Source organism: Aurantiacibacter marinus, assembly GCF_001021555.1.
Lineage (GTDB): Bacteria > Pseudomonadota > Alphaproteobacteria > Sphingomonadales > Sphingomonadaceae > Alteraurantiacibacter > Alteraurantiacibacter marinus.
The window spans coordinates 230,180-254,751 of record NZ_LDCP01000002.1 but is presented as its reverse complement, the minus strand read 5'-3'; the positions used below and the strand labels follow the sequence as shown (position 1 = coordinate 254,751).

26 protein-coding genes and 1 tRNA gene are annotated in these 24,572 nt (G+C 58.6%); 6 read left to right on the top strand and 21 right to left on the bottom strand.

Annotated elements, in window-relative coordinates; all coding sequences use genetic code 11:
* Positions 1-60: 60 nt before the first annotated feature.
* The 12 genes from rpsD to AB731_RS07525 form a co-directional block, all read right to left on the bottom strand.
* Positions 61-675, bottom strand: coding sequence for a 30S ribosomal protein S4 (gene rpsD, locus AB731_RS07580; protein WP_047093622.1), 615 nt, complete (start codon positions 673-675; stop codon positions 61-63).
* Between the two features lie 173 nt (positions 676-848).
* Complete coding sequence (locus AB731_RS07575) at positions 849-1,571, bottom strand: RNA methyltransferase (protein ID WP_047093623.1); 723 nt, start codon at positions 1,569-1,571, stop codon at positions 849-851.
* Positions 1,572-2,051: a transcriptional regulator NrdR gene (nrdR, locus tag AB731_RS07570; protein WP_047093624.1), complete on the bottom strand. Its 480-nt coding sequence runs from the start codon at positions 2,049-2,051 to the stop codon at positions 1,572-1,574.
* A 6-nt stretch (positions 2,052-2,057) separates the two neighbouring features.
* Positions 2,058-2,291: a hypothetical protein gene (locus AB731_RS07565; protein ID WP_047093625.1), complete on the bottom strand. Its 234-nt coding sequence runs from the start codon at positions 2,289-2,291 to the stop codon at positions 2,058-2,060.
* A complete protein-coding gene (gene glyA, locus AB731_RS07560; RefSeq protein ID WP_047093626.1) occupies positions 2,291-3,613 on the bottom strand; it encodes a serine hydroxymethyltransferase in 1,323 nt (440 codons plus the stop codon). Before glyA ends, AB731_RS07565 begins: the two co-directional genes overlap by 1 nt.
* 1 nt (position 3,614) lies before the next feature.
* Positions 3,615-4,067, bottom strand: coding sequence for a ribose 5-phosphate isomerase B (rpiB, locus tag AB731_RS07555; protein ID WP_047093627.1), 453 nt, complete (start codon positions 4,065-4,067; stop codon positions 3,615-3,617).
* A gap of 278 nt (positions 4,068-4,345) precedes the next feature.
* A complete protein-coding gene (locus tag AB731_RS07550; protein WP_082126414.1) occupies positions 4,346-5,344 on the bottom strand; it encodes an acyltransferase family protein in 999 nt (332 codons plus the stop codon).
* A gap of 32 nt (positions 5,345-5,376) precedes the next feature.
* The gene (rpoD, locus tag AB731_RS07545) at positions 5,377-7,398 is read right to left on the bottom strand and encodes an RNA polymerase sigma factor RpoD (protein WP_047093629.1); all 2,022 of its coding nucleotides are present in this window, start codon (positions 7,396-7,398) and stop codon (positions 5,377-5,379) included.
* Between the two features lie 10 nt (positions 7,399-7,408).
* Positions 7,409-9,298 carry a DNA primase gene (gene dnaG / locus AB731_RS07540; protein WP_047093630.1) on the bottom strand — a complete coding sequence of 630 codons (1,890 nt, stop codon included), beginning with the start codon at positions 9,296-9,298 and terminating at the stop codon, positions 7,409-7,411.
* A gap of 31 nt (positions 9,299-9,329) precedes the next feature.
* Positions 9,330-10,058: a hypothetical protein gene (locus AB731_RS07535; RefSeq protein WP_047093631.1), complete on the bottom strand. Its 729-nt coding sequence runs from the start codon at positions 10,056-10,058 to the stop codon at positions 9,330-9,332.
* A gap of 127 nt (positions 10,059-10,185) precedes the next feature.
* A complete protein-coding gene (locus AB731_RS07530) occupies positions 10,186-10,863 on the bottom strand; it encodes a hypothetical protein (protein WP_047093632.1) in 678 nt (225 codons plus the stop codon).
* Positions 10,860-11,312 (bottom strand): GatB/YqeY domain-containing protein, encoded by a 453-nt coding sequence (locus tag AB731_RS07525; RefSeq protein ID WP_047093633.1) that lies wholly within the window; start codon positions 11,310-11,312, stop codon positions 10,860-10,862. The genes AB731_RS07530 and AB731_RS07525 overlap by 4 nt, the downstream gene beginning before the upstream one ends.
* 146 nt (positions 11,313-11,458) lie before the next feature.
* Between AB731_RS07525 and carA the strand changes: the two genes are divergently transcribed.
* The 4 genes from carA to greA all read left to right on the top strand — a co-directional run bounded on the left by carA (position 11,459) and on the right by greA (position 17,178).
* Positions 11,459-12,637, top strand: a complete 1,179-nt coding sequence (gene carA / locus AB731_RS07520) for a glutamine-hydrolyzing carbamoyl-phosphate synthase small subunit (RefSeq protein WP_047093634.1) — start codon at positions 11,459-11,461, stop codon at positions 12,635-12,637.
* A complete protein-coding gene (locus AB731_RS07515; protein ID WP_047093635.1) occupies positions 12,637-13,284 on the top strand; it encodes a hypothetical protein in 648 nt (215 codons plus the stop codon). Before carA ends, AB731_RS07515 begins: the two co-directional genes overlap by 1 nt.
* Positions 13,285-16,608, top strand: a complete 3,324-nt coding sequence (gene carB / locus AB731_RS07510) for a carbamoyl-phosphate synthase large subunit (protein WP_047093636.1) — start codon at positions 13,285-13,287, stop codon at positions 16,606-16,608.
* Between the two features lie 102 nt (positions 16,609-16,710).
* On the top strand, positions 16,711-17,178 hold the full coding sequence (gene greA / locus AB731_RS07505) for a transcription elongation factor GreA (protein WP_047093637.1): 468 nt from the start codon (positions 16,711-16,713) through the stop codon (positions 17,176-17,178).
* Between the two features lie 68 nt (positions 17,179-17,246).
* On the opposite strand, the gene AB731_RS07500 is transcribed toward greA, so the two are convergent.
* The 5 genes from AB731_RS07500 to AB731_RS07480 form a co-directional block, all read right to left on the bottom strand.
* Complete coding sequence (locus AB731_RS07500; protein ID WP_047093638.1) at positions 17,247-17,480, bottom strand: DUF4170 domain-containing protein; 234 nt, start codon at positions 17,478-17,480, stop codon at positions 17,247-17,249.
* A gap of 94 nt (positions 17,481-17,574) precedes the next feature.
* Positions 17,575-18,084, bottom strand: a complete 510-nt coding sequence (locus tag AB731_RS07495; RefSeq protein ID WP_047093639.1) for a hypothetical protein — start codon at positions 18,082-18,084, stop codon at positions 17,575-17,577.
* A 73-nt stretch (positions 18,085-18,157) separates the two neighbouring features.
* Positions 18,158-18,493 (bottom strand): hypothetical protein, encoded by a 336-nt coding sequence (locus tag AB731_RS07490; protein ID WP_156167406.1) that lies wholly within the window; start codon positions 18,491-18,493, stop codon positions 18,158-18,160.
* Positions 18,486-18,959 (bottom strand): phage holin family protein, encoded by a 474-nt coding sequence (locus AB731_RS07485; RefSeq protein ID WP_052845700.1) that lies wholly within the window; start codon positions 18,957-18,959, stop codon positions 18,486-18,488. Before AB731_RS07485 ends, AB731_RS07490 begins: the two co-directional genes overlap by 8 nt.
* Before the next feature lie 6 nt (positions 18,960-18,965).
* The gene (locus AB731_RS07480; protein WP_231638881.1) at positions 18,966-19,505 is read right to left on the bottom strand and encodes a hypothetical protein; all 540 of its coding nucleotides are present in this window, start codon (positions 19,503-19,505) and stop codon (positions 18,966-18,968) included.
* A gap of 163 nt (positions 19,506-19,668) precedes the next feature.
* Here AB731_RS07480 and eno point away from each other — a divergent pair, with 163 nt between their 5' ends.
* On the top strand, positions 19,669-20,952 hold the full coding sequence (gene eno / locus AB731_RS07475; RefSeq protein WP_047093641.1) for a phosphopyruvate hydratase: 1,284 nt from the start codon (positions 19,669-19,671) through the stop codon (positions 20,950-20,952).
* Positions 20,953-21,055: 103 nt separating this feature from the next.
* Here the strand turns inward: eno and ribH are convergent, their stop codons facing one another.
* Together ribH and ribB are read right to left on the bottom strand one after the other, a co-directional pair.
* The gene (gene ribH / locus AB731_RS07470) at positions 21,056-21,475 is read right to left on the bottom strand and encodes a 6,7-dimethyl-8-ribityllumazine synthase (RefSeq protein ID WP_047093642.1); all 420 of its coding nucleotides are present in this window, start codon (positions 21,473-21,475) and stop codon (positions 21,056-21,058) included.
* Between the two features lie 3 nt (positions 21,476-21,478).
* A complete protein-coding gene (ribB, locus tag AB731_RS07465; RefSeq protein WP_047093643.1) occupies positions 21,479-22,729 on the bottom strand; it encodes a 3,4-dihydroxy-2-butanone-4-phosphate synthase in 1,251 nt (416 codons plus the stop codon).
* A gap of 104 nt (positions 22,730-22,833) precedes the next feature.
* Between ribB and AB731_RS07460 the strand changes: the two genes are divergently transcribed.
* The gene (locus tag AB731_RS07460) at positions 22,834-23,352 is read left to right on the top strand and encodes a flavin reductase family protein (protein WP_047093644.1); all 519 of its coding nucleotides are present in this window, start codon (positions 22,834-22,836) and stop codon (positions 23,350-23,352) included.
* On the opposite strand, the gene AB731_RS07455 is transcribed toward AB731_RS07460, so the two are convergent.
* Together AB731_RS07455 and AB731_RS07450 are read right to left on the bottom strand one after the other, a co-directional pair.
* Positions 23,349-24,350, bottom strand: coding sequence for a M48 family metalloprotease (locus AB731_RS07455; protein ID WP_052768997.1), 1,002 nt, complete (start codon positions 24,348-24,350; stop codon positions 23,349-23,351). The genes AB731_RS07460 and AB731_RS07455 overlap by 4 nt on opposite strands.
* Positions 24,351-24,405: 55 nt before the next feature.
* A tRNA-Lys gene (locus tag AB731_RS07450) sits at positions 24,406-24,481 on the bottom strand.
* Between the last annotated feature and the right edge of the window lie 91 nt (positions 24,482-24,572).

The following is a 24,572-nucleotide window of genomic DNA, read 5'->3' as shown; positions in this document are numbered from 1 at the left end:
GCGGCCCGTAAGGACCGCCCTTTTTGTATCTGCCCAGTCGAGCAAATCGTGTGACCAGACTTAGCGCGAGTAGAACTCGACAACCAGGTTCGGTTCCATCTGTACCGGATAAGGCACTTCATCCAGCGTGGGTACGCGGCTGAAGCTGACCTTGTCGTTGCCATCGGTGACAACGTAGTCAGGGATTTCACGCTCTGGCAGGCTCTGCGCTTCGATGACGAGAGCCATTTCCTTGGCCTTGTCACCCAGCGAGATCACATCGCCAACATCGCAGCGACGCGAGGCAATGTTGCACTTCACGCCGTTGACCTTGATGTGGCCATGGCTGACGATCTGGCGTGCAGCGAAAACCGTTGGCGCGAACTTGGCACGGTATACGATCATGTCGAGGCGGCGTTCGAGCAGACCAATCAGGTTCTGACCGGTGTCGCCCTTCATGCTGCTGGCAGCCTTGTAAGTCGCCTTGAACTGCTTTTCGGTTACGTCGCCGTAATAGCCTTTCAGCTTCTGCTTGGCGCGCAGCTGCAGGCCGAAGTCGGAAACCTTGCTCTTGCGGCGCTGGCCATGCTGGCCTGGACCGTAAGAACGCTTGTTCACAGGAGAATTGGGACGACCCCAAATGTTTTCGCCCATACGGCGATCGAGTTTGTGCTTGGCGCGCGTACGCTTCGACATAAGTCGCTTCCTTATAATAGCTGGACCGCCCAAATGGCAGCCATTCAACCCGGCATCGCACCATCATGGCGAAATCCATGATGCGGCCACCGCTTCACCGGGGTGCGGGGCCAAATTTGTAGCGAAGGCGCGCATGTAGCTGCGTGCGCGCTAAAGTCAAGCTTGGCGAAGGTTCAATCGCGCGGCTGTTTGGCCAGAGCCGAAAGCACGCCCCGCAAGGTGCGGACCTCCAGATGGTTCCAGCCTGGCTTGGTCAGCAGCCCGCGCAGATTGTGACGCGTGGCAACGCGGCGATCTTCGGGGAAGAAATACCGCTTCGGTTCCAGCAACGTCTCGAAATGATTGATCAACCCTTCAAGGTCTTCCTGCGGGGCCGGGGGGAGCACATCCTCCTGCGTTGGCATGACCAAATCCTGATGCTTGGAAAGCTCATAGGTGATGAGGATGACGGCCTGTGCCAGATTAAGCGATCCGAATTCCGGATTGATCGGGGCTGTTACAATGGTGCGGGACAGCGCTACATCTTCTGCATCCAGACCCGAACGTTCCGGCCCGAACAGGAAAGCGCTGCGTCCCGGCTGCGCCGGTACCTCTTGCGCGGCCTGTTCCGGCGTCAGCACCGTCTTGGTAACGCCGCGTTTGCGCACAGTGGTGGCGTAAACGTGGGCGCAATCGGCCACCGCCTCTGCCGTGGTCGCAAAAACCTGTGCCTGTTCCAGCACAATGTCCGCTCCTGCAGCGGCAGGGCCGGCAGAAGGATTTGGCCAGCCATCGCGCGGCGCGACAAGCCGCATTTCGGCAAACCCGAAATTGAGCATGGCGCGCGCCGCCTTGCCGATGTTTTCGCCAAGCTGCGGGCGGACAAGCACTATGACCGGGGGCGGTGCGTCTGCCACCTACTCGCCCGTTCCGGCCTGCTGCACGGTGCTGGCGAATTCTTCGAAATCCTTCGCCTCGCTGAAGTCGCGGTAGACGGAGGCGAAGCGGATGTAGGCAACGCTGTCGAGCTGGCGTAGGCCGTCCATCACCATTTCACCGATACGGCTTGCGGGAATTTCGCTTTCGCCCGCGGTTTCCACCTGACGCTGGATCCCGGACACCAGCTGATCGATCCGTTCCTGATCGACGTTGCGTTTGCGGCAGGCGAGGGCGACGGATTGCTCGATCTTTGCACGGTCAAAGGGTTGGCGCCGCACGTCGCCCCCTTTTTCGCCCGATTTCAGCACCATAACGTCACGAAGCTGCACCCGTTCGAACGTGGTGAAGCGCGCGCCGCACCCTTCGCATTGCCGCCGCCGTCTGATGGCGGTGTTATCTTCGGTAGGGCGCGAATCCTTAACCTGGCTGTCTTCATTCGCGCAGAAGGGGCATCTCATGGAATATCAGGGCCGCACGCGCTTATAGAGCATGAAGCCCGCGCCAGCGATGCCGCCCACAATCGGACCAACGACCGGCAACACGAAACCTGCCACTGCGCCAATGGCTGCGCCGGTCAGCACAGGCTTCGCGGATGGATGATGCATGCCTTCGCGGCCGATGGCCTTTGCTTCCTCAACAGCGTCTGAAAGAATGCGGCTGTCGATCGGATCTTTGGGGTTCTTTTGCGGATCGTCCATTATTTTCTTCCTGGATATACGGGGAAGGCAGCGCACATCTCCCCGACTTCACGGCGTACGCGGTCTTCTACCTGAGCGTCCCCCTCGTCGCCATTACGACTCATGCCGCCGACGACATCGGCTATCATAACACCGATCTTGCGGAATTCCGCAGGTCCAAATCCGCGCGTCGTGCCAGATGGCGTACCAAGGCGAATACCGCTGGTGACAAACGGGCTACGCGTATCGAACGGAATGCCGTTCTTGTTGCAAGTGAGCAGGGCGCGGTCGAGGCCTTTTTCCGCAGCCTTTCCGGTCACGTCCATCGGCGTGAGATCAACCAGCATGGAATGGTTGTCTGTCCCGCCCGAAACAATGCGCAGGCCCTGTTCTTCAAGGCTGGAAGCGAGTGCGCGGGCGTTTTCGACGACGCGGTGCGCATAATCGCTGAAATCCGGACGCAGCGCCTCGGCAAAGGCAACGGCCTTTCCGGCGACGATGTGCATCAGCGGGCCACCCTGAAGGCCGGGGAAGACTGCCATGTTGAACGGCTTTGTGAATTCTTCGTCATTCCACAGAATTACGCCGGAACGCGGGCCGCGCAGGCTTTTGTGTGTGGTGGTGGTGACAACGTGGGCGTGGGGGAAAGGCGAAGGGTGCGCGCCGCCTGCCACAAGGCCGCTGATATGGCTCATATCGACCATCAAATACGCGCCCACTTCATCCGCGATGCGGCGGAAGGCTTCCCAATCCCACACGCGTGAATAGGCGGTGCCGCCGGCGATGATCAGCTTGGGCTTGTGTTCCTTGGCGATGGCCATGACCTCGTCCATGTCGATGCGCTCGTCATCCTTGCGCACGCCATAGGGAACGGGATTGAACCATTTGCCGGACATGTTGACCGGAGAGCCATGTGTAAGGTGGCCGCCAGAGTTCAGATCGAGGCCCATGAAAGTATCGCCCGGCTGCAACAGCGCGAGGAAAACGGCCTGGTTCATCTGACTGCCGGAATTGGGCTGCACATTGGCAAAATTGCATCCAAACAGCTGTTTGGCACGCTCTATTGCGAGGTTTTCGACCACGTCGGCATATTCGCAACCGCCGTAATAGCGCTTGCCGGGATAGCCTTCTGCATATTTGTTCGTGAACACGCTGCCCGCCGCTTCCAGCACGGCGGTGCTGGCGGTGTTTTCGCTGGCGATCAGTTCGATGCCGTCCTGCTGGCGTTTCAGTTCATGCTGGATCGCTGCGTGGATTTGCGGATCGGCAGTGGCCAGATCATCATGCCAGAAACGCTGCAGTGCGTCGGATGCAGGAGAGGCGTCGGCGGGAAGGGTGCTCATGTCAGGAACCTTGCTTGGATAGTTTGTCTACGCGGCGTCGGTGACGGCCGCCTGTATCGCGAGAATCGGCGAATTCGGTTTCGAGGAAAGCAGTGACGCAGGCCCTGGCCATCTCGCCGCCTGTCAGGCGCGCGCCCATTGCAATCACGTTCGCGTCATTATGCTCGCGAGCGAGGGCGGCGGATAGCGGTTCAGATACGAGCGCGCATCGCACGTCCGGGTTGCGGTTGACCGCAATGGAGATGCCAATGCCGCTGCCGCACAGCGCGATACCGCGCTCCGCCGTGCCTTCGGCCACGACTTCCGCCAGCTTGTAGCCGTAATCGGGATAGTCGACACTTTCACCGGGGTTGGTCCCAAGGTCGGCCACTTCGTGACCTTCTTCGATAAGCCAATCGCGCAATTCGGCCTTAAGGTCGGTTGCAGCGTGGTCTGAGGCAATGGCGATACGCATGGGGACGGACATAGTGGCTTACCATTAGAGTCGCCACCCCTGCCAAACCTGTTTTCGACGTTTCCGGCCCGATATGCCATGGTTCATACAATTGCCGCGAGGCCCGGGGAAATCCATGTCAGGCCATTTGGTTTGATGCGTCCGAAGATCGGTTATGAACTTCAGTTGGTGCGGAGTGTTGTTGCGCATGTCCGGCATGTGAGCGGCCAGTTATCGATAACACGTCAAGGTCCTTCCCGAACCTTAAGTCTGCGCGCATTGGGCATTAACCCCGATCGCTATGGCAATCGACTAAGCGCAGGATCGGGAACCGACCGGGCCTTGGCTTTGTTGCCCGGTGATAAATAGCGGTTTCTCAGTTTTTCTATCGGGCGATCTGCGACCACATAGATCATGAGTGCAAGAGCGCTTGTCGTGATCAGCGCTGCCACCTTACGTTCCATCCCACCGAGCAGCATAGTCATCGCGTACAACACGATGGTGTGGACGAGATAGAACGGATAACTGATGTTTCCAAGGTGCCTATCGAGGGGCGTCGACTGTATTTCCAAGGATGCCATCACATAGGGAACGAGAAAAAGCATCCACACCATGGAGAAGACGGCGGTGCCTTCCGGAAGAATCGTGGTCTTCAACAGGAACGGGGCTGTCGCCGGAAGCACCGCAAGAACGGCAGAAACAAGCACGAACAATGCCGCTGAAATATGCGCCGCCCGCTTCGAGACATGGACGCGATTATCGTAAAAGTAGGCGCCGATCAGAAAGGCGGGCAGATATTGGAAAACCGTTACCAGTTCGATCTCTGAACGAAGTGCCCATGCACATGCGGCAGCCCCGATCGATGCAGCCACCATCACCTTCGATACTCTGCTGAACGCCGTAAGGAGGAGGGGCAAAATCAGGTAAAATTGCAGTTCGATATCCAGCGACCACGAAATCGTCAGGGCATCTGCTTCATTGTTTGTTGCGATCCCGAAGAGAAGAATATTCGGCAACAGCGGACGATCCAGAGCGATCGCGGCTGGAATGGCGACAAGCAGGTATACTGGTATAATGCGAAAATACCTGCTGGCATAAAACCAGAGGACATTGTGGCCCGAGAACCTCTCACGCCAAATGCTGGTGACCCAGTACCCACTCAGCATGAAAAACAGCATTACGCCCAACACGCCGATATTTAGACGTGTCGTATGGGATACGAACACCATCAGCGCCAGTATGATGCGAAACGTGCCAGGACCTACTATTAGTCCCCGATTTCCCAGATGGGAGAGCATTCTGTTTATAATGTCAGCCCCCAGCGCAACTCTCACTGATCCAGGAAGCTGCGCATCTTCCGCGAACGGCTCGGGTGCTTCAGCTTGCGCAGCGCCTTCGCTTCGATCTGGCGGATGCGTTCGCGCGTCACGCTAAACTGCTGGCCGACTTCTTCCAGCGTGTGATCGGTGTTCATGCCGATACCGAAGCGCATGCGCAGCACGCGCTCTTCACGTGGGGTGAGGCTGGCAAGGACGCGGGTGACGGTTTCCTTGAGGTTCGCCTGGATCGCCGCATCCACGGGGATGATTGCGTTCTTGTCCTCGATGAAATCACCCAGATGCGAGTCTTCCTCGTCGCCGATGGGCGTTTCAAGGCTGATCGGCTCCTTGGCGATTTTCATCACCTTGCGGACCTTTTCCAGCGGCATGGACAGACGCTCTGCCATTTCCTCAGGAGTAGGTTCACGGCCCTGCTCATGCAGGAACTGCCGGCTGGTGCGCACCAGCTTGTTGATCGTTTCGATCATGTGGACCGGAATGCGGATCGTGCGGGCCTGATCGGCGATCGAGCGGGTGATCGCCTGCCTGATCCACCATGTGGCGTATGTGCTGAACTTGTACCCACGGCGATATTCGAACTTGTCGACCGCCTTCATCAGGCCGATGTTGCCTTCCTGAATAAGATCAAGAAATTGCAGGCCACGGTTGGTATATTTCTTGGCGATGGAAATCACCAGGCGCAGGTTTGCCTCGACCATTTCCTTCTTGGCGATACGCGCTTCACGTTCGCCCTTTTGCACCATGTTCACGATGCGGCGGAATTCGGTCAGGCTCATGCCTGTCTGGCTGGCGATGTCAGCGATTTCGGCGCGAATACGCTCAACCGCATCGGCTTCCTTGTCAGCGAAGGCGGCCCATTTCTTGTCCTTCTTGGCCTTGTCTGCGAGCCAGCTTTCATCAAGCTCGTTGCCAACATAAGACTGCAGGAAATCGATCCGCTTGACCTTGTGACGCTCTGCGAGGCGAAGCATCTGGCCACCCAGCGCGGTGAGGCGGCGGTTGAAGGCGTACAGATTGTCGACCAGATATTCGATCTTGTTCGCGTGGAATTGCACGGATTCGACTTCCGCTGTCAGTTCCTCACGCAGCGATTCGTAGCGGTTTTCTTTCGCCTTGGTGAAAGTTTCACCGGAGGCCAGCACATCAACGCGTTCCGCCTGAAGCTTTTCGAACTTCTTGAACAGGTCGGTGATGCGCGCAAACCGTTCGAGAGCGTCCGGCTTTAGCGCAGCTTCCATCTGAGCAAGGGACATGGTGTTGTCCTCTTCCTCTTCATCGTCGTCTTTTTTGCTGGAGCCTTCGCCGTCCTCGTCGTCGCCGTTTTCGGAATCGTCGTCATCATCCTCGTCATCGTCGCGGATCGTGGGGCCGGCGGTCTCTTCGGAGATCTCGCCATCGTCGTCTTCATTTTCCTCTTCCATCTTGTCGACGGGAGGTTCCTTGGAAAGCATGGCGTCGAGATCAAGGATCTCGCGCAGCTGCATTTCTTCGTTGTTGAGTGCTTCGGACCACATGATGATTGCGTGGAACGTGATCGGGCTTTCGCACAAGCCGATGATCATAGTATCGCGGCCGGCCTCGATACGCTTGGCAATTGCGATTTCGCCTTCGCGACTGAGCAGCTCCACAGCGCCCATTTCGCGCAAGTACATGCGCACCGGATCATCCGTGCGGCCTTCGCCGGCGACGGATTTCTTCTTTTCGGGAACGTTCTGCTTATCCTGCGCCTGCGACTCGGAACCGGTTGGAGCGATTTCTTCCGGACCGTCATCATCTTCCTGCGCTTCTTCGTCGCTTTCCACGATCTGCACACCCATGTCGCTGATCGCGGTCTGGATATCTTCAATCTGGTCCGCGCTCATCTGGTCGGAGGGCAGGGCCGCGTTCAGCTCGTCATAGGTGACGTAACCTTTGCGCTTTGCCTTCGCGATCATCTTCTTGATCGATGCCTCGTTGAGGTCGATCAGGGGCGCGTCTTCTGCGGGCTTGGAAGTTTTTACTTTGGAAGCCATGTTCAGGTTATCAGTCCGTTTCCTTTCCGCCGGCGATGGAGTCTTCCATGCCGGAGGAATAATTCTCTTCAGCTGCCGAAGCAGCACGCTTTCTTGCCATCTGCCCCAGACGCTCGCTTATTTCCAGCTTTCGTTTGCGCAGCCGCTGCTGCTCCTCGAAAGCCCCTTGCGGGTCGGATGCGAAGCGCCGGGTCGCGGCGGCAATTGCCGCGTCGAGTCCTGGCCTTTCGACCAGCATCGCCACGGCTTCGGCTAAGTCCTCCCTCGCGTCGTCCGGATCAGATCCTTCAACAAGGAAGGAGAAACGGGTGTTATCCGGCGGCGGCGGCAGAATGCCTGCTGGCGATATGGGCGGCTTTCCTCCCGCTTCAAGCGTTTGTGCATAATCGAGCAGATAATCTACTGCCTGTGCAGCGTTCCGGTCACTGTCAGAAAGCAGCAACAGGCTATCGGCATGACGATGGATTTCGCCGGGGTGGCGCAGCAATCCGGCAAGCACGGCTTCTGTAAGATTATCACGAAAGGCACCGGCAACTGCGCGTCGCAGTCGGTCTGCCACGTGCGGCGGCGCGCGCTGCGGCTGCTGCTTGCCAAAGGGCGCATTGCCGCGTCCGCTGCGCGGTTGGAACTCCCGCTTCGGAAATGCAAAATCGCCGTAGCGTTCAAGCAATTCGCGCCGGTAGAGCGATTTGATGTCGGGATGTTCGATAGTATCGACATGATCCATCAGCCGCGCTTTCAGGCCTGCCTTGTCCTCCGGCGAGCTGAGAGGCTGCGCGGCCTGTTCATGTTCCCAAATGAGGTCGAGCAGCGACTTGGGCCGGGCAAGCAGCTTTTCCATCGCCTGCGGACCGTCACGCTTCACCAGATCGTCAGGGTCCATTCCAGCTGGCAGCTGAAGGATTTGCAAGCTGCAACCGGGGCGCAGCAGGGGCAGGGTGCGTTCCGCCGCGCGCATTGCAGCGCGGGTGCCCGCAGCGTCCCCATCAAAGCACAGCACGGGTTTGTCCGCCATGCGCCACAGCAGTTCGATCTGCTGTTCGGTCAACGCAGTACCCATCGGCGCAACAGCGTCCTCGAAACCCGCCTGCGCAAGGGCAATCACGTCCATGTAACCTTCGACTGCTATTACACGGTCCACCTTGCGGCTCGCCGCGCTGGCGCGGTGGATGTTGTAAAGCGTGCGTCCTTTGTCGAACAAGGGCGTGTCCGGACTGTTGAGATACTTCGCGACACCGTCGCGGTCTTCCAGAATGCGTCCGCCAAAAGCGATTACCCGTTGGCGGGCGTCCTGGATCGGCAGCATCACCCGTCCGCGAAAGCGCGAATAGGGCAGCTTGTCCTCGACGCTGATCAGCAGGCCGGCCTCGACCAGCATCGCTTCGTCAAACTGGCTGAGCGCCTTTTTCAGCGCGATCTTGTCGTCGGGCGCGTAGCCAAATCCGAATTGTTCGATCACCCGCTGCGACAGACCGCGCCGTTCCAGATATTGCCGGACGCTGATGCCCTCGTCCGAATTGAGCCGGGAAACGAACCATTCCTGCGCTGCTGCCATGACGTCATGCAGGCTGGAGCGTATTTCGGCCTGGGCAGCTGCGCGTGGATCGGGGGCGGGGACTTCCATCCCGGCCTCTGCTGCAAGTTCCTTCACCGCATCCATGAATTCCAGACCGCGCTGGCCCATCATCCAGTCGATCGCGCCGCCATGCGCTTGACAGCCGAAGCAGTGATAAAAACCCTTCTGGTCATTCACGTAGAAGCTGGGCGTGTTTTCGCTGTGGAACGGGCAGCACGCCTTCCATTCGCGCCCGGCGCGCTGCAATTTGGTCGTTCGCTGAATCAGCGTGGACAGCGTAATCCGCGACCTGAGTTCATCCAGCCATTGAGGTGACAGCGCCATGCGCAACCAATGCGCGCATGGCGCCGTTTCTTCAACCCGCTGCGCAGGCGTTTGTCACGGTTTCGTCCGCGGCGGGATAGGGGCCGGGGCCGCTGGCTGCGGTGTAATTGGCGAATACTTCATACGCATTCGATGGTCCGGCAGGGGGAAGGGTGCTCTGCCAGAAGAAAGTGATCGGTTCAGCCTGCGACCATTGATCGCCGCCGTCGCCCTCCTCCACGGTCCAGGAAATTCCCTGTTCGTGGCAGGTGATGTAGATCTCGCCGATATTGCCAAGCGCGCCTGCCGCCTCTGCCATCGAATAGCCGGCAACGCCGGTAAATCCATGGCTTGGCATGGTCATGCGGAACGCCTCTGTGGTTTCGACATTGGACGAATCATTACCAGAGCCGCTGCCTGTGCTCGCATCGTTGTCTTCGCCCGGATAGATGACGTGGACGTAGGTATAGACCGTCCCTTCGGGGGCGGTGGCCGGATCGCACGGATCCATGCCAGCGGGGCAGGCGACAAAGGATGTGATATCGGCGAAGGCACCTTCGGCGTTGGTCATGCGGCCGTTGACCTCTTCACCCTGAGGCCCGACAATCTTTGCGCCCAGTTGAAGGTCCATGAAATCCACCGCTTCACGGCGCTGCATAGCGACTTCAAGCTCCTCGTCTTCCGCAGCCAGATCGGTATCGTCGATCTGCTCTTCCGGTTCGGCCGAACAGGCAGCGAGTGCAAGGGCAAGGGCTGGCAAAGCAGCAAACGCAGTCTTCATGGCAATTCTCCGGTAGGCGCCGGTACTGGCGCAGGAAGTATTGCCCGGAAAACCACCCACATCATTGCGCGGTTCCGGCGTCCGATCATTTTGACGGTTAATGCCAGCTTTACTTTCGGGGCAGCGTCTATTCCGTTTCGGGTGATTCGGGCGCCTCTGCCGGAGGGAAAGGTCCGGTTGCGGCCGCGCGGCCTTCCGCTGTTTCCACCTCGTAAACCTCTTCCGGCCCTTCAGGCGGCAGTTCGCCTTGCCAGAACAGGGTGATTTCCTCGCCAGCGTCCCAGCCATCGCCCGCTTCGATGCGCCATACCAGCGCTCCGTTGTCGACAGAGACACCGATGTTGTAGCCTTCGCCCAGCGCCGCCTCGGCCTGCTGACGGTCGAACCCGATGACATTGGCAAATCCGTTTGCGCGCCGCGCAGTACGGAATGACAGGATGGGCCCTTTGGCACCTTCGCCAGGGGTTATGCGGTGAGCGTATGTATAAACCGCGCCTTCTGCCTGTGCTGCCGGATCGCACTGCGTTACCAGCTCTGTATTGGATTCAAGTTCGGGGCACGCCACAAAGGAGGTGATTTCCGCGATCAGCCGACCTTCGAACATGATCGTGCCGGCCACTTCAGAGCCCTGCGGCCCTGCTATCTTCGGTCCAAGCTTCAGCTCTTCAAAGCCCGACGCGACCAAGGCACGCACGCCGGAAACGGTTGGCGATGCTTCGGGCGTTGGTTCTGCCTCGGGCTGCGGCTCTGCGCTGCAAGCGGCCAGCGCCAACAGCGCGGGAAGGGCAAACGCTGCCTTTTTCACGAAAGCGATTCCTTTACCCAGCCACTGGCGCGGCCCATGTCGAGCTGCGTCGCGTAGCGTTTCTTCAGCTCGCCCATGACGCGGCCCATATCCTTCATGCTGTCTGCGCCAAGTTCGGACTTGATCGATTCGATCGCGGCTTTCGTGTCGGCTTCGCCCATCTGCTGCGGCATGAATTCCTCGATCACCGCCAGCTCTGTCTTTTCCTGCTCGGCAAGTTCGGTGCGGCCGCCGTCTTCGTACATCGTGATCGATTCGCGGCGCTGCTTGGCCATTTTCTGCAGCACGTCGATCACCATGGCATCATCGTCTGCAACCTCGGCCTTGCCGCGCTGTTCGATATCGCGGTCCTTCACTTTGGCGGAAATCAGGCGGAGCGCGGCCACGCGCGGCTTGTCGCCGGCCTTCATGGCAGTGACGGTTTCAGTCTTGATCGTATCGCGAAGCATGTGGCGCTCTTTCCTGTGGATGATTGCGCTCTACTTAGGGCCAAGCGAAATAAAGCCAAGTCTTCTGCTTGACGGCAGGGGGTGCGGTATCTAGCCGATAGGACTTAGCACACATCGCCGGTTTAACTGATTCCACGGGAGCCAAAATGGCCTTTCTCGCTTCTTCGCCTGCGCCCAAAGGGGCCACCGGCGTAATAGTCTTCGCAGACGGCACTGTCGTATGGGGCCAGGGCTTTGGCGCCACCGGCAATGCGGTCGGCGAAATCTGCTTCAACACCGCGATGACCGGCTATCAGGAAGTGCTGACCGATCCCAGCTACGCGGCCCAGATCGTCACCTTCACCTTCCCGCACATCGGCAATGTCGGCACCAATTCGGAAGATGTGGAAAGCACTGTGGAGGCAGCGGTTGGCTGTATCGTGCGCGAAGACGTTACACGCCAGTCCAACTTCCGCTCCACCAGCGAATTCGATGCCTGGATGAAGGCCCAAGGCAAGATCGGCATTTCGGGCGTCGATACCCGCGCACTGACGCGCCGTATCCGCATGCAAGGCGCGCCCAATGCGGTGATCGCGCATGCGCCGGACGGCAAGTTCGACATCGACGCGCTGCTTCAGCGCGCGCAAGAATGGCCGGGGCTGGAAGGCATGGACCTCGCGGTTCGCGTTAGCCGCGAAAAGCAGGAGCAATGGGGCGGCGGCTCGTGGGAGCTTGGCAAGGGTCATTCCCGTGCATCTTGGGACAACAAGCCGCACGTTGTCGCGATCGACTACGGCAGCAAGGACAACATCTTCCGCAATCTTGTGAAGGCCGGTGCACGGGTGACGGTGGTTCCGGCGAAAACCTCGCTTGATGAGATCATGGCGCTATCGCCCGACGGCGTGTTCCTGTCCAACGGCCCGGGCGATCCGGCGGCGACGGGGGAATATGCGGTGCCGGTGATCAAGGCTCTGCTGGAGAGGGACGTGCCGCTGTTTGGCATTTGCCTTGGCCACCAGATGCTGGCGCTGGCGGCTGGCGCGAAGACCACCAAGATGCACCAGGGCCACCGCGGCGCGAACCATCCGGTGCAGCGTGTTGGGGAGGGCTGGGGAGAGACTTCCGGCCTCGTCGAGATCACGTCGATGAACCACGGCTTCGCGGTCGATGGCGACACCCTGCCCGAAGGCGTGGAGCAGACGCACGTCTCGCTGTTCGACGGCAGCAACTGCGGCATCGCGATCAGCGGCAAGAGGGCCTTCGGGGTGCAGTACCACCCGGAAGCCTCGCCGGGCCCGCAGGACAGTTTTTACCTGTTCGAGAAGTTTGTGGGGATGTTGGGGTGATGCGCAACTTCATTTCGCAAAAGGCCCTTGAGGATGCGCTGCTATTCGAGCTTTTTGACCACTCACAGGATAGAGACGAGCCAATTGAAGCGGAAGGCCTCCGTCAGCGATTGCCAGTAGCCGTTTCAAAGACGCGTACCGATATGGCAATGATAGAACTGCAAAATCAGTCATTGGTCCATTACGAGACCAGCGAGTACGAGTTGAACGGCTACTCGATTTTGCGACGAGGCTACATGCAGGTGGAGAAGGGCTTGTCTGAACCAAGCGATTTCTTTGCCAAGTATGCTCGTGACAAGGAAGAAACTCTGTCACTCTCGACGCTAAATGTAATTCCTGCGTCAGACCGCATCGTAACGAGATCCGATAATTTACCAGCGATCAAAGAGATTGAAAGCCGACTTAAAGACCTTGAGTCTGAAATTAAGAAAAGCAACTCAGTTGAAGAAACTCTTGATGAACCGAAAGGCGCTGTTCTTGCTGAGATTGATGCTGGCGAAGCATTGGTGGCAGGTGAGTCGTTCCGACTAAGCAAGCTCATAGGTCTGATACTTCCCCTTTTGAGAAAACTGGCTGATAAGTTTTCCTCCGGAGCAATTGGAAAATTGGCTGGAGAACTCATCGAAGCCCTTTTGAAGTTGATATAGATGCCCAAACGCACTGACATCTCCTCCATCCTCGTCATTGGCGCTGGCCCGATCATTATCGGACAGGCTTGCGAGTTCGATTACTCCGGCACGCAGGCGATCAAGGCGCTGCGCGAGGATGGCTACCGCGTCATTCTGGTGAACAGCAATCCCGCCACCATCATGACCGATCCGGACATGGCGGATGCGACATATATCGAGCCGATCACGCCCGGTATCGTCGCCAAGATCATCGCCAAGGAACGGCCCGATGCGCTGCTGCCCACAATGGGCGGGCAGACTGCACTCAATTGCGCGCTGGCGCTGGATGCCGATGGCACGTTGGAGAAATACGGCGTCGAGATGATCGGGGCCAAGGCAGACGTGATCGACAAGGCCGAAAACCGCATGCGTTTCCGCGATGCGATGGACAAGATCGGCCTCGAAAGCGCGCGCAGCGGCACCGCGCACAATCTGGCAGAGGCGCTGGAAGTGCTGGAGCGCACCGGCCTGCCGTCCATCATCCGCCCCAGCTTTACCATGGGCGGCACCGGCGGCGGCATCGCCTACAACAAGGCGGAATTTGAGCGCATTGTGAAGACCGGCCTCGACGCCAGCCCCACGACAGAGGTTCTGATCGAGGAATCGCTGCTCGGCTGGAAAGAGTTCGAAATGGAGGTCGTGCGCGACAAGGCGGACAATTGCATCATCGTCTGCTCCATCGAAAATGTCGATCCGATGGGTGTCCACACAGGCGATTCCATCACTGTCGCACCGGCGCTGACGCTGACCGACAAGGAATACCAGATCATGCGCAACGCCAGCATCGCGTGTTTGCGCGAAATCGGTGTGGAAACTGGGGGGTCGAACGTTCAGTTCGCAGTCAATCCCAAGGATGGCCGGCTGATCGTGATCGAGATGAACCCGCGTGTTTCGCGCTCCTCTGCGCTGGCATCCAAGGCCACCGGCTTCCCCATCGCGCGCGTCGCGGCAAAGCTGGCCGTCGGATACACGCTGGACGAGATTACCAACGAAATCACCGGCGCAACGCCTGCCAGTTTCGAACCGAGCATCGATTACGTCGTCACCAAGATCCCGCGCTTCGCGTTCGAGAAGTTCAAAGGCGCGGACAATTTGCTTTCCACGGCGATGAAGTCGGTCGGCGAAGTCATGGCAATCGGCCGCAATTTCAAGGAATCGATGCAGAAGGCCCTGCGCGGCCTCGAAACCGATCTCGACGGCTTCAACCGTATGACGGAGCTGGAAGGCGCAAGCCGCGATGCCATCACCGCTGCACTCAGCCGCGCCACGCCGGAGCGTATCCTGAATATCGGGCAGGCCTTCCGCGAAGGCTTCACCGTGGAAGAAGTGCAGGCGATCACCCATTACGACCCGTGGTTCCTGCGGCACATTGAGGAAATCATTTACGAAGAGAAGATGATTGCCGCCGATGGTTTGCCCAATGATGCCGCGCGCCTGCGCCGCCTGAAGGCGATGGGCTTTTCCGACAAACGCCTCGCCATTCTGGCAGTCCGTTCAGTTGGTGTGGCTGGCGGCTTGGGCGAGACGCAGGCGAAACGGTCTGGCCTGCTGCACGATGCCCTTCGCGCCATGGCCGGTGCGACAAGCGAGCAGGAAGTGCGTGAACTGCGCCAGAAACTTGGCGTACTGCCCGTGTACAAGCGGATCGACAGCTGTGCCGCCGAATTCGAGGCGATCACGCCGTACATGTACTCCACCTACGAAGCCCCCAGCTTCGGCGAGCCGGAGAACGAGGCATGGCCGAGCGACCGCGAGAAGATCGTCATCCTCGGCGGTGGGCCGAACCGCATCGGGCAGGGTATCGAGTTCGATTATTGCTGCGTCCACGCCTGCTTTGCATTGAGCGCCGCGGGCTATGAAACGATCATGGTCAACTGCAATCCTGAGACGGTTTCGACCGATTACGACACCTCCGACCGCCTGTATTTCGAACCGCTGACGGCTGAAGACGTGCTGGAAATCCTGCGGGTGGAGCATTCCAGGGGCACACTGAAAGGCGTGATCGTGCAGTTTGGCGGGCAAACCCCGCTGAAACTGGCCAGCGCACTGGAAGAAGCTGGCATTCCGATCCTGGGCACCAGCCCCGACGCCATTGATCTTGCCGAAGACCGTGAACGCTTTGCCAAGCTGGTCAACAAGCTGAAGCTGAAACAGCCCGATAATGGCATTGCCTACAGCCGGGACGAGGCAATGGCTGTCGCGCACCGCATCGGATATCCGGTGCTGCTGCGCCCGTCATACGTGCTTGGCGGCCGTGCGATGGAGATCGTCGACAGCGATGCGCAGCTCGACAATTACATCGCCACTGCCGTGAATGTGTCTGGCGACAGCCCCGTATTGGTCGACCAATATCTGCGCGACGCGATCGAGTGCGATGTCGATGTTCTGTGCGACGGTGTGGACGTTGTGATTGCAGGCGTGATGCAGCATATCGAGGAAGCCGGCGTCCATTCGGGCGATAGCGCATGCTCTTTGCCGCCCTACAGCTTGCCCGATGAAATCGTTGAGGAACTGGAACGACAAGGCGATGCTCTCGCCCGTGCGCTTTCCGTGCGCGGCCTGATGAATGTGCAATTCGCAGTGAAAGACGGCGAAGTGTACCTGATCGAGGTGAATCCGCGCGCCAGCCGCACCGTGCCGTTCGTCGCCAAGGCGACCGGATCGCAAATCGCCAAGATCGCCGCGCGCGTAATGGCGGGCGAAATGCTGGCCGATCTGCCGAAGGTCCGGCGCGAGATGGATTATGTCGCGGTGAAAGAAGCCGTGTTCCCCTTCGCCCGCTTCCCCGGATCAGATCCGGTGCTGACGCCGGAAATGAAATCCACCGGCGAAGTGATGGGTATCGACGTCGATTTCCCCACCGCTTTCTTCAAGGCGCAAATGGGCGAAGGATCCAATCTGCCCACCAGCGGGACGGTGTTTGTATCCGTGAAGGATGGCGACAAGGCCCACATTGTGGAGGCTGTTCGCGCGTTGATAGATCATGGTTTCAATATCATCGCCACCGGCGGTACGCAGCAATATCTGTTCGAGCAGGGCCTGCCGGTCGAACGGGTCAACAAGGTGGCAGAGGGCCGACCGCATATCGTCGACAAGATCAGCGATGGTGAAGTGTCTTTGGTGTTCAATACGACGGAAGGTTGGCAAAGCCACAAGGACAGCCAATCGATCCGCGCATCGGCGCTGGAAATGAAGGTCCCTTATTACACTACGGCTGCGGCGTCGGCTGCTGCGGCGCAGGCAATTGTCACCGTTTCTGTTGCTGATCTTGCAGTTCGCAGCTTGCAGGACTATTATAACTAGGACTTAGACACACTTTTCCCCCCATTTTGGTCCGCGCCATCCGCCGTTCAGGCGGGGCAGGGTCGTTTTGACGGGCGAATTCAGACGAAGACAGGGAATGCGATGCAGAAAGTGCCGATGCTGGCGGAAGGCTATGAGAAGCTGACCGCAGACCTTAAGGCATTGCGTGATGAACGCCCGAAGATCGTGGAAGCGATTGAGGAAGCGCGTGCTCACGGTGATCTTTCGGAAAACGCCGAATATCATGCCGCGAAGGAACGTCAGGGGCAGGTTGAAGCCTATATCTCCGATTTGGAAGACAAGACCAGTCGCGCACAGATCATTGATCCTGCATCGTTGTCCGGTGACCGGGTGGTATTTGGCGCGACTGTGACAATTCTGGACGAAGACGATAAGCCGTTCAAGTACCAGATTGTGGGTCAGGCGGAGAGCGATGCCAAGGTCGGCCGCGTATCTTACGAAAGCCCGCTGGCACGCGCCCTTATCGGTAAAAGCGTTGGCGACGAGGTCGAAGTGACTGTGCCTTCCGGCGAGAAGTTTTATCTGATCAAGAAGATCGAATTTATTTGATCTGATCGTTCATTGCATACGAAAAGCCCCGCTTCCGCGGGGCCTTTTGTTTGTCTGTCAGGACTGGATCAGCCCGCTGGCAGGTTTGGTTCCAGCAAGCGGTGGAGATGGACGATCACATATTTCATCTCTGCATCATCCACGGTTCGCTGCGCCCATGCGCGCCAGGCATTTTCTGCTTCTTCGTAATTAGGGAAATAACCGACAGTGTGGATGTCCTTCAGATCCTGAAATTCGACGCCGCGCGGGTCAGAAACGCGGCCACCGATCACGAGGTGAAGGAGCTGTTGTTCTTCGGACATTGTAATTTCCCCTGGTACAAATGCGATTGCGCGCCCTGTTAGAAAATCCAGCAGGGCGCGCAAGTGCTAATATGGCGCGAAAACGCCGCCGGTGTCAGCGTCGGCCAAGTGCGCGTGCAATGGCCTTGCCGGTTTCGCGGCGGGCAATACGTGCAGCGTCGGCGGCGTCGCCGACCTTGTGACCGGCGCTGCGGCCAACCTTGCGGGCCTTGTCCGCAGTTTTGTCAGACACGTCCTCCACCCGGCGCGCACTTTCGCGGCCAAGGTCAGCTGCATCGTCCATAAGCTGGGTAGCGAAGCCGGTAGCGATTTCCGCACCGATTGCCGCCAGTCCTGCTGCCTTGGTTCCGCCGCGAACAGCGGCCTGCCGCGGGCCCTTGAACAGGCCTGCAATCAGGACGCCCAGTGCGAGGCCGCCCGCTGCGGAGGCAATCGGGTGCTCTTTCACGAATTCCGTAATCGTGGTCGCCGCGTCGGATGCAGTTTCGCTCGCTCGCGTCGTCAGGCTCTGGCCGCCGCGCGCTTCTTCACGGGCTTCGGCTTCGGCAATGCGGGCCTTGATCTCGGCGCGTTTCTCGTCGGCTGCGTTGGTTGTCTCTGTCATCGGGAAGTCTCCGGTAAATTGTGATATTGATTAGGGAACGGGCCAGATTGGCGCTCGGTTCCAAAAGAAGCTGTCAGTCGTCGCGACTTGTAACCTGATCGGCGAATTCTTCGACATGATGCCAGTGCTTCTCGACCAATTCGGAAATCTGGTCCCGGAACAGCCACGCAAACAGCAAGCTTAAGCCAAGCCCGGCTGCGCTGCCCAATCGGCCCGGATTTTCGCGCGCAAAATCTGTCGTGTCTTCAGCCAGACCTTCGGCACCTTCGCGCATCCGGCCAGCGAAGCGCGATGCGATGCTTTGGGCCTGCACATCTCCGCGCAAATGGTGGAGGTCGTTTGTGACAAGCGACTTTGCGACATCACGCATCGCGCGATCTTCTTTCAATCGTGCCTTCATGTCAGTCATTTTGGCCTGCATCCTCCTGGGAAGAGCTCATGACCCCTGTCAGATCCCGCCATGCCTTACCCGCGCGGCGGACAAACAAGTACGCGATCAGCAGAATCCCGAAGACGACAACCGCCGTTGCTCCCCATGCTGTAATGAGAGGGGTTAAGGCAATGATCATTCCCATCGTCAGTCCGATCAAGGCGAGAACGGCCAGAAACGCGGCGGCAATGCCGCATGCGATAGTGACCTTGAGCCGGTTCGCGACGAAACCCGCCCGGCTTTTCTGGTAAGTTAGCTCTGCGTCGAAATATGTCCGCGCATCTGTGAAGAGCGCTTCTACATCGTCGTACAATGAACGCTGTGCAGTGGACCCGGATTTCTCATCCAGGTCCACGGCAGGCGCATCTATAAAGGGATGGTCCGAAAGATCGGCATCCACATTGTCCGATGTGTGGACGAGAGCGTCGTCCGCGCTCGCAGGCACCGCTGTTTAGCGGAACAGGCGAGCGAAGAAGAACCCGACGACAGCCGCAAGGCCAACGGCGGCTGCCGGGCTTTTGCGGATCGCCGTGCGCGAATCTTCAGCCAGCTCTTCGAAACTCTTTTCGTCAAGCTTGCGGGCATTGTCCTGCAGGCTGGTGGATGCGTTACGGGCAAAATCGCCGTATTTCGCGCCAAGTTTCTCGTCGATAGCCGGTGCGTTCTCATTGATCACGCGCGACAGGCCGGTCAGCGCTTCGCTGGCCTTGTGCTTGCCTTCCTGGGCAAGCTCGCTGGCTTTGGTCTTGGCTTCGACCGACCATTCTTCACCGCGGGCCTTTGCCTCGATACGGGCCTTTTCGGCACGCTCCTTGGCTTCGTCACCCAGCGCCGATGCGCCAGCCTTGGCTTCATCAAGCGCAGCATTGAAGCGCGATTTGGCTTCGGACGTGTTGCCCGTTGTGGTGGTTTCAACCATCTGTACGGTTTCAGTCGCATTTTCGGTTGCAGCAACCGTTGCAGTCGTGGGTTGTTTCTTCTTGGCAGCCATGGCTGTTTCCCTTCCTTGAGTCTGGGGGCGAGCACCCCTCAATCTGATGTCCCGTGATTGTGTTATGAGTATAACACACCGGGCTTCAAGATACTAACGCATGTTGCAGTGCAAGGTTCCGGCTTATAGGACGCGCACGAAGTTACTATCAGGAGCCCATCCAATGACCGCTATTATCGATGTCCATGGCCGCGAAATTCTCGACTCGCGGGGCAACCCTACGGTTGAAGTCGATGTGTTGCTGGAAGACGGCAGCATGGGCCGCGCGGCAGTGCCCTCGGGCGCGTCCACTGGTGCGCACGAAGCGGTGGAACTCCGCGATGGCGACAAGGATCGCTACCTTGGCAAAGGCGTTACCAAGGCGGTTGATGCGGTTAATGGCCCTATCGCTGATTTGCTGCGGGAAATGGACGCCGAAGACCAGCGCGATATCGATCTGGCGATGATTGCCCTGGATGGCAGCAGCAATAAGGCCAATATGGGCGCGAATGCCATTCTTGGTGCCAGCATGGCCGTGGCCAAGGCGGCGGCGAATGCGCGCGGCATGCCGCTGTGGGCCTATCTTGGCGGCGTGTCGGCGCATGTGCTGCCGGTTCCGATGATGAATATCGTCAATGGCGGGGAACATGCCGACAATCCTATTGATGTGCAGGAATTCATGGTGATGCCTGTGGGCGCTCCGACTTTGGCCGAAGCGGTGCGCTGGGGCTCCGAAATTTTCCATACGTTAAAGTCGGGTCTGTCGGAGAAGGGCCTGTCCACCTCTGTTGGTGATGAAGGCGGTTTTGCGCCCGATCTGGCGAGCAGCCGTGCGGCGCTCGATTTCATCATGGCATCGGTTGAAAAGGCTGGGTTTACTCCGGGCAAGGACGTCGTGCTGGCACTCGATTGCGCGGCGACAGAATTCTTCCGCGATGGCAAGTATGAGATTTCCGGCGAGGGCCTCTCGCTCTCCCCTCATGAAATGGCCGATTACCTCGCCAAACTCGCCAGCGACTATCCGATCCTCTCGATTGAAGATGGCATGGACGAAGACGATTTCGAAGGCTGGAAGGCTTTGACGGACGCGATTGGCGACAAGGTGCAGTTGGTTGGTGACGATCTGTTCGTCACCAATCCGGAGCGGTTGCGCATGGGCATCGAGAAAGGCCTCGCCAATTCGCTGCTGGTGAAGGTTAACCAGATCGGCACGCTGACCGAAACTTTGCAGGCCGTCGATATTGCCCACCGCGCAGGTTACACTTCGGTTATGAGCCATCGTTCTGGCGAAACCGAAGATGCAACCATCGCCGATCTGGCGGTTGCGACCAATTGCGGGCAGATCAAGACCGGCTCGCTTGCGCGGTCAGACAGGCTGGCGAAGTACAATCAGCTTATCCGCATTGAGGAAGAGCTGGGCAGTTCTGCAAGTTACGCTGGCAGGGGCTGTTTCGGACGTCTTGCCTAGGTTTCAGGCCCGCTTTGGTGCCGTTAAAGCCAGCTTTGATTTGAGGTAGAACCCAACACCATCACATTGCACTGTGTTGCGATGAGATGGTGCGGTGGTTTCGTCAGGCAAACTGGTTCTGCAATTCCAGCATACGCATGGCTGCCTGTGCCGCCTCGCCGCCCTTGTTCTTCTGAGTAGGGTCTGCGCGAACAAGCGCCTGCGCTTCGTTCTCGGTCGTTAGAATACCATTGCCGATGGGGATGCCGTCCATAGTCAGTGCCATGATCGCGCGGGCGCTTTCACCTGCGACAATTTCGAAATGATAGGTTTCCCCGCGGATAACCACTCCGATAGCCACGAAGCCATCGTAGCGTCCGGACTCGGCTGCCATTGCAATTGCGCCCGGAATTTCCAGTGCGCCAGGCACGGTAACAACCTCGCTGCTATGGCCGCCGGATTCCAGCGCGGCTTTCGCTCCGGCGATCAGCATGTCGTTGAGGTGGGAATAGAAACGCGCTTCGACGATCAGAAAATTGGCCATGGTTTACTCCGGAATGGGGTGGTGGCCGACAATGTTCAGGCCATAGCCTTCGATTGCGACAAGATTGGGCTGGGAATTGGTCAGCAGGATCATATCGTGCACGCCCATGTCGGCAAGGATCTGTGACCCGATACCGATATTGCGCAATTCTTCATCCGCAGTCCACGTATCGCCGGTACCGACACGTCCGGTCAGGATCACGATCAGGCCGGACCCATGATCGCCAACCGCTTGCATGGCGCGCTGAAGCGTGCGCTTGCGTGCTCCGGGTTGGCCCAATACGTCATCAAAAACGGAAATGGGATGAACCCGGGCGAGGGTGGGTTCGCCAGGAACAATATGCCCTTTTTGAAGGACATAGGCCTCATTGTTGGAAACCGTATTGCGATAGGTGATCATCCGCCACTGCCCGCCATAATCGGATTCAAACGCGCGTTCATCGCCGCGCTCGACCAGATGATCGTTCCGCATGCGATAGGCAATCAGATCGCGGATTGTGCCGATTTTCAGGTCATGCTTGCGAGCAAAAGCCATCAAATCGTCCATGCGTGCCATGGTGCCGTCTTCGTTCATGATTTCACAAATCACGCCTGAAGGATTGAGGCCGGCAAGGCGGGAGATATCGACGGCTGCCTCTGTGTGCCCTGCGCGTACCAGCACGCCGCCATCACGCGCGGTGAGAGGAAAGACATGGCCGGGGGTGACGATGTCGTCCGGGCCCTTGCTGCTGTCGATCGCGACCGAGACGGTACGTGCACGGTCGGCTGCAGAGATGCCAGTGGTGACGCCATCCTTCGCTTCGATGGAGATGGTGAAGGCAGTTTGCATGCTTTCACGGTTGTTCCGGCTCATCGGCTCAAGGCCAAGCTGGTCAACGCGCGCACTGTCAAGCGAAAGGCAAATAAGGCCGCGGCCGTGCATGGCCATGAAATTTATCGCGGCAGGTGTTGCCATCTGCGCAGGGATGATCAGATCGCCTTCATTCTCCCGGTCTTCGTCGTCCACCAGAATGTACATCCGGCCATTGCGGGCTTCGTCGATAATCTCCTCAATACCGACAAGGACGGGAGTCTCGTCATTCTCGGTCAGGAACTGGTCGAGCTTGTTTAGCGTGTCAGTGGTGGGGTTCCAGCCCTCGTCGGCGCAATCACGCAAGGTGTTAGCATGGAGGCCGGCTGCGCGGGCAAGGCCTGCCCGGGTCATCAGGCCCCCGGACACGATCTTGCGGACTTTTTCGATTGTTGTATCGGTCATGCGGCGCCAGTATCACATTATAATGTGAGCGCAATGGCTGAATATCACATTGCCCATCATAATTCCATCTTGCGCCGGAGGGCAGACGCCGCCAATGAACGCGTATGGACCCTGTAGGAAAGAGCGAAATCGCACTCGGGCAATCGTTTCGCGAAGCAATGCGCCACGTTGCGGCAACCGTTTATGCGGTCACAACAACATATGAAGGGCGCGATTACGGCATTCTTGCCACTGCAGTCAGCTCACTCAGTTTCGCACCTCCATCCTTGCTCGCATGCATCAATCGGGATGCGTCTTTGCACGAACCGCTAGCGAAGGCGGAACGATTCTGCGTCAACATTCTTGGCCTCAGCAACCTGGACGTGGCAGAGCATTTCATGATCCCCACCGAAGAACGTTTTGCAGTGGGTGAATGGGAGGATCACCACGGTGTGCCTGTGCTCACCAATGCACAATCCAGTCTCATCTGCACAGTAGCGGACCGCCATCAATTCGGCACGCACACGATCTTCATCGGTGAGCTGATCGAGGCCAATCATCGTCATGACGCAACACCATTGACCTATTTTGACCGGAATTACATCGACATCAGCGCTGCGCCGGAGCGTGTGCGCCAGACCTAATCCGCGCGAAAATTTCGATCCCGCAGGCCAAGCAAGTGGCCCGGCCAGCTTGGTCCGCGACGCTGTGGAAGATAGCGAACCATTTCCTCCTCCACGATCTGCGCACGCGCTTCCTGACTAGGGTATACGAAGCTTGTCAAAATGCCCCCAAGGCCGCGCCCGATTTCCGAACGCCAGAACTCTGGCACCGTCGTCGGATCATAACCGGCATTGGCAAGCAGATGGATGGATAGCCGGTCTGCTTCGACCTCTGCCGCCCTGTTCACTCGCTGGTTTCGGCCCAATTCTGCGAAAAGTCCGTTGTCGATACCGGCCTCTTCCTTGCGTCTTCGGTGTTCAAGAACAGTGTGGGCAAGTTCGTGCGCGATGACGACGGCCATTTGCTGATCGGTCAGCTCGCCAGCGAAGCCATATTGCACCTGTATCACACGGCCATCCGAACGCGCCCGAGGACCATCCCCGACAAGAATTTCCACCAATGTGCGGCAGCCCGCTGGAGCTGAAACCGCCAGTTCCATTTGCGCGCCGCCTCTCGCGATCAGAATATTGATCGGGCGATCGGCAGGCTGGGATGCAAGTAAGTCGAACGCCGCTTCACGTAGATTGCCATCCTCGGGAGGGGCAATCGTAGCAATGCTGCGTCCACCGATCGCAAGAATGGCATCGTTTGGCAGCAAGCCTGATCGAGCCGCTGGCGATATGGGGACAAGGGAGGAAACGGCCAGCGGGCCATTGGCAAATCGCGCCTCTGCTAGTCCGGCGCGATATTGATCTGCGCTGTGCAGGATCATGCCCGTTACCGGCATCGTAGAACGACACAGCTCTGCATTGGCGCGCAGGAGCGTGTCAGCAATGCCTGCCAATCGCACATCTTCACGCGCCAGCGCGGCCCATTGCGCCTGATTGTCTTGCGCGGCATCCTGACGCGCATGGGCTGGAGCGGCCACAAGTGCGCCGCCAAGCAGCGCCGAAAGCGCGAATGTGCGGAAGGACTTCACCGGAAGGATATTACGCAGGTTTGCGTTGCTATCAAGACTTTACCGATAGGGGGAATGGTGGACGCACTAGGGCTCGAACCTAGGACCCGCTGATTAAGAGTCAGCTGCTCTACCAACTGAGCTATGCGTCCATACCAACGGTGAGGCTGGTGCCCTGCAAGCTGCCAAAGGCGAATCGCGGGGAGGCGCTCATATAGCGGCTGTTCGCGCCGTGAAAAGGGC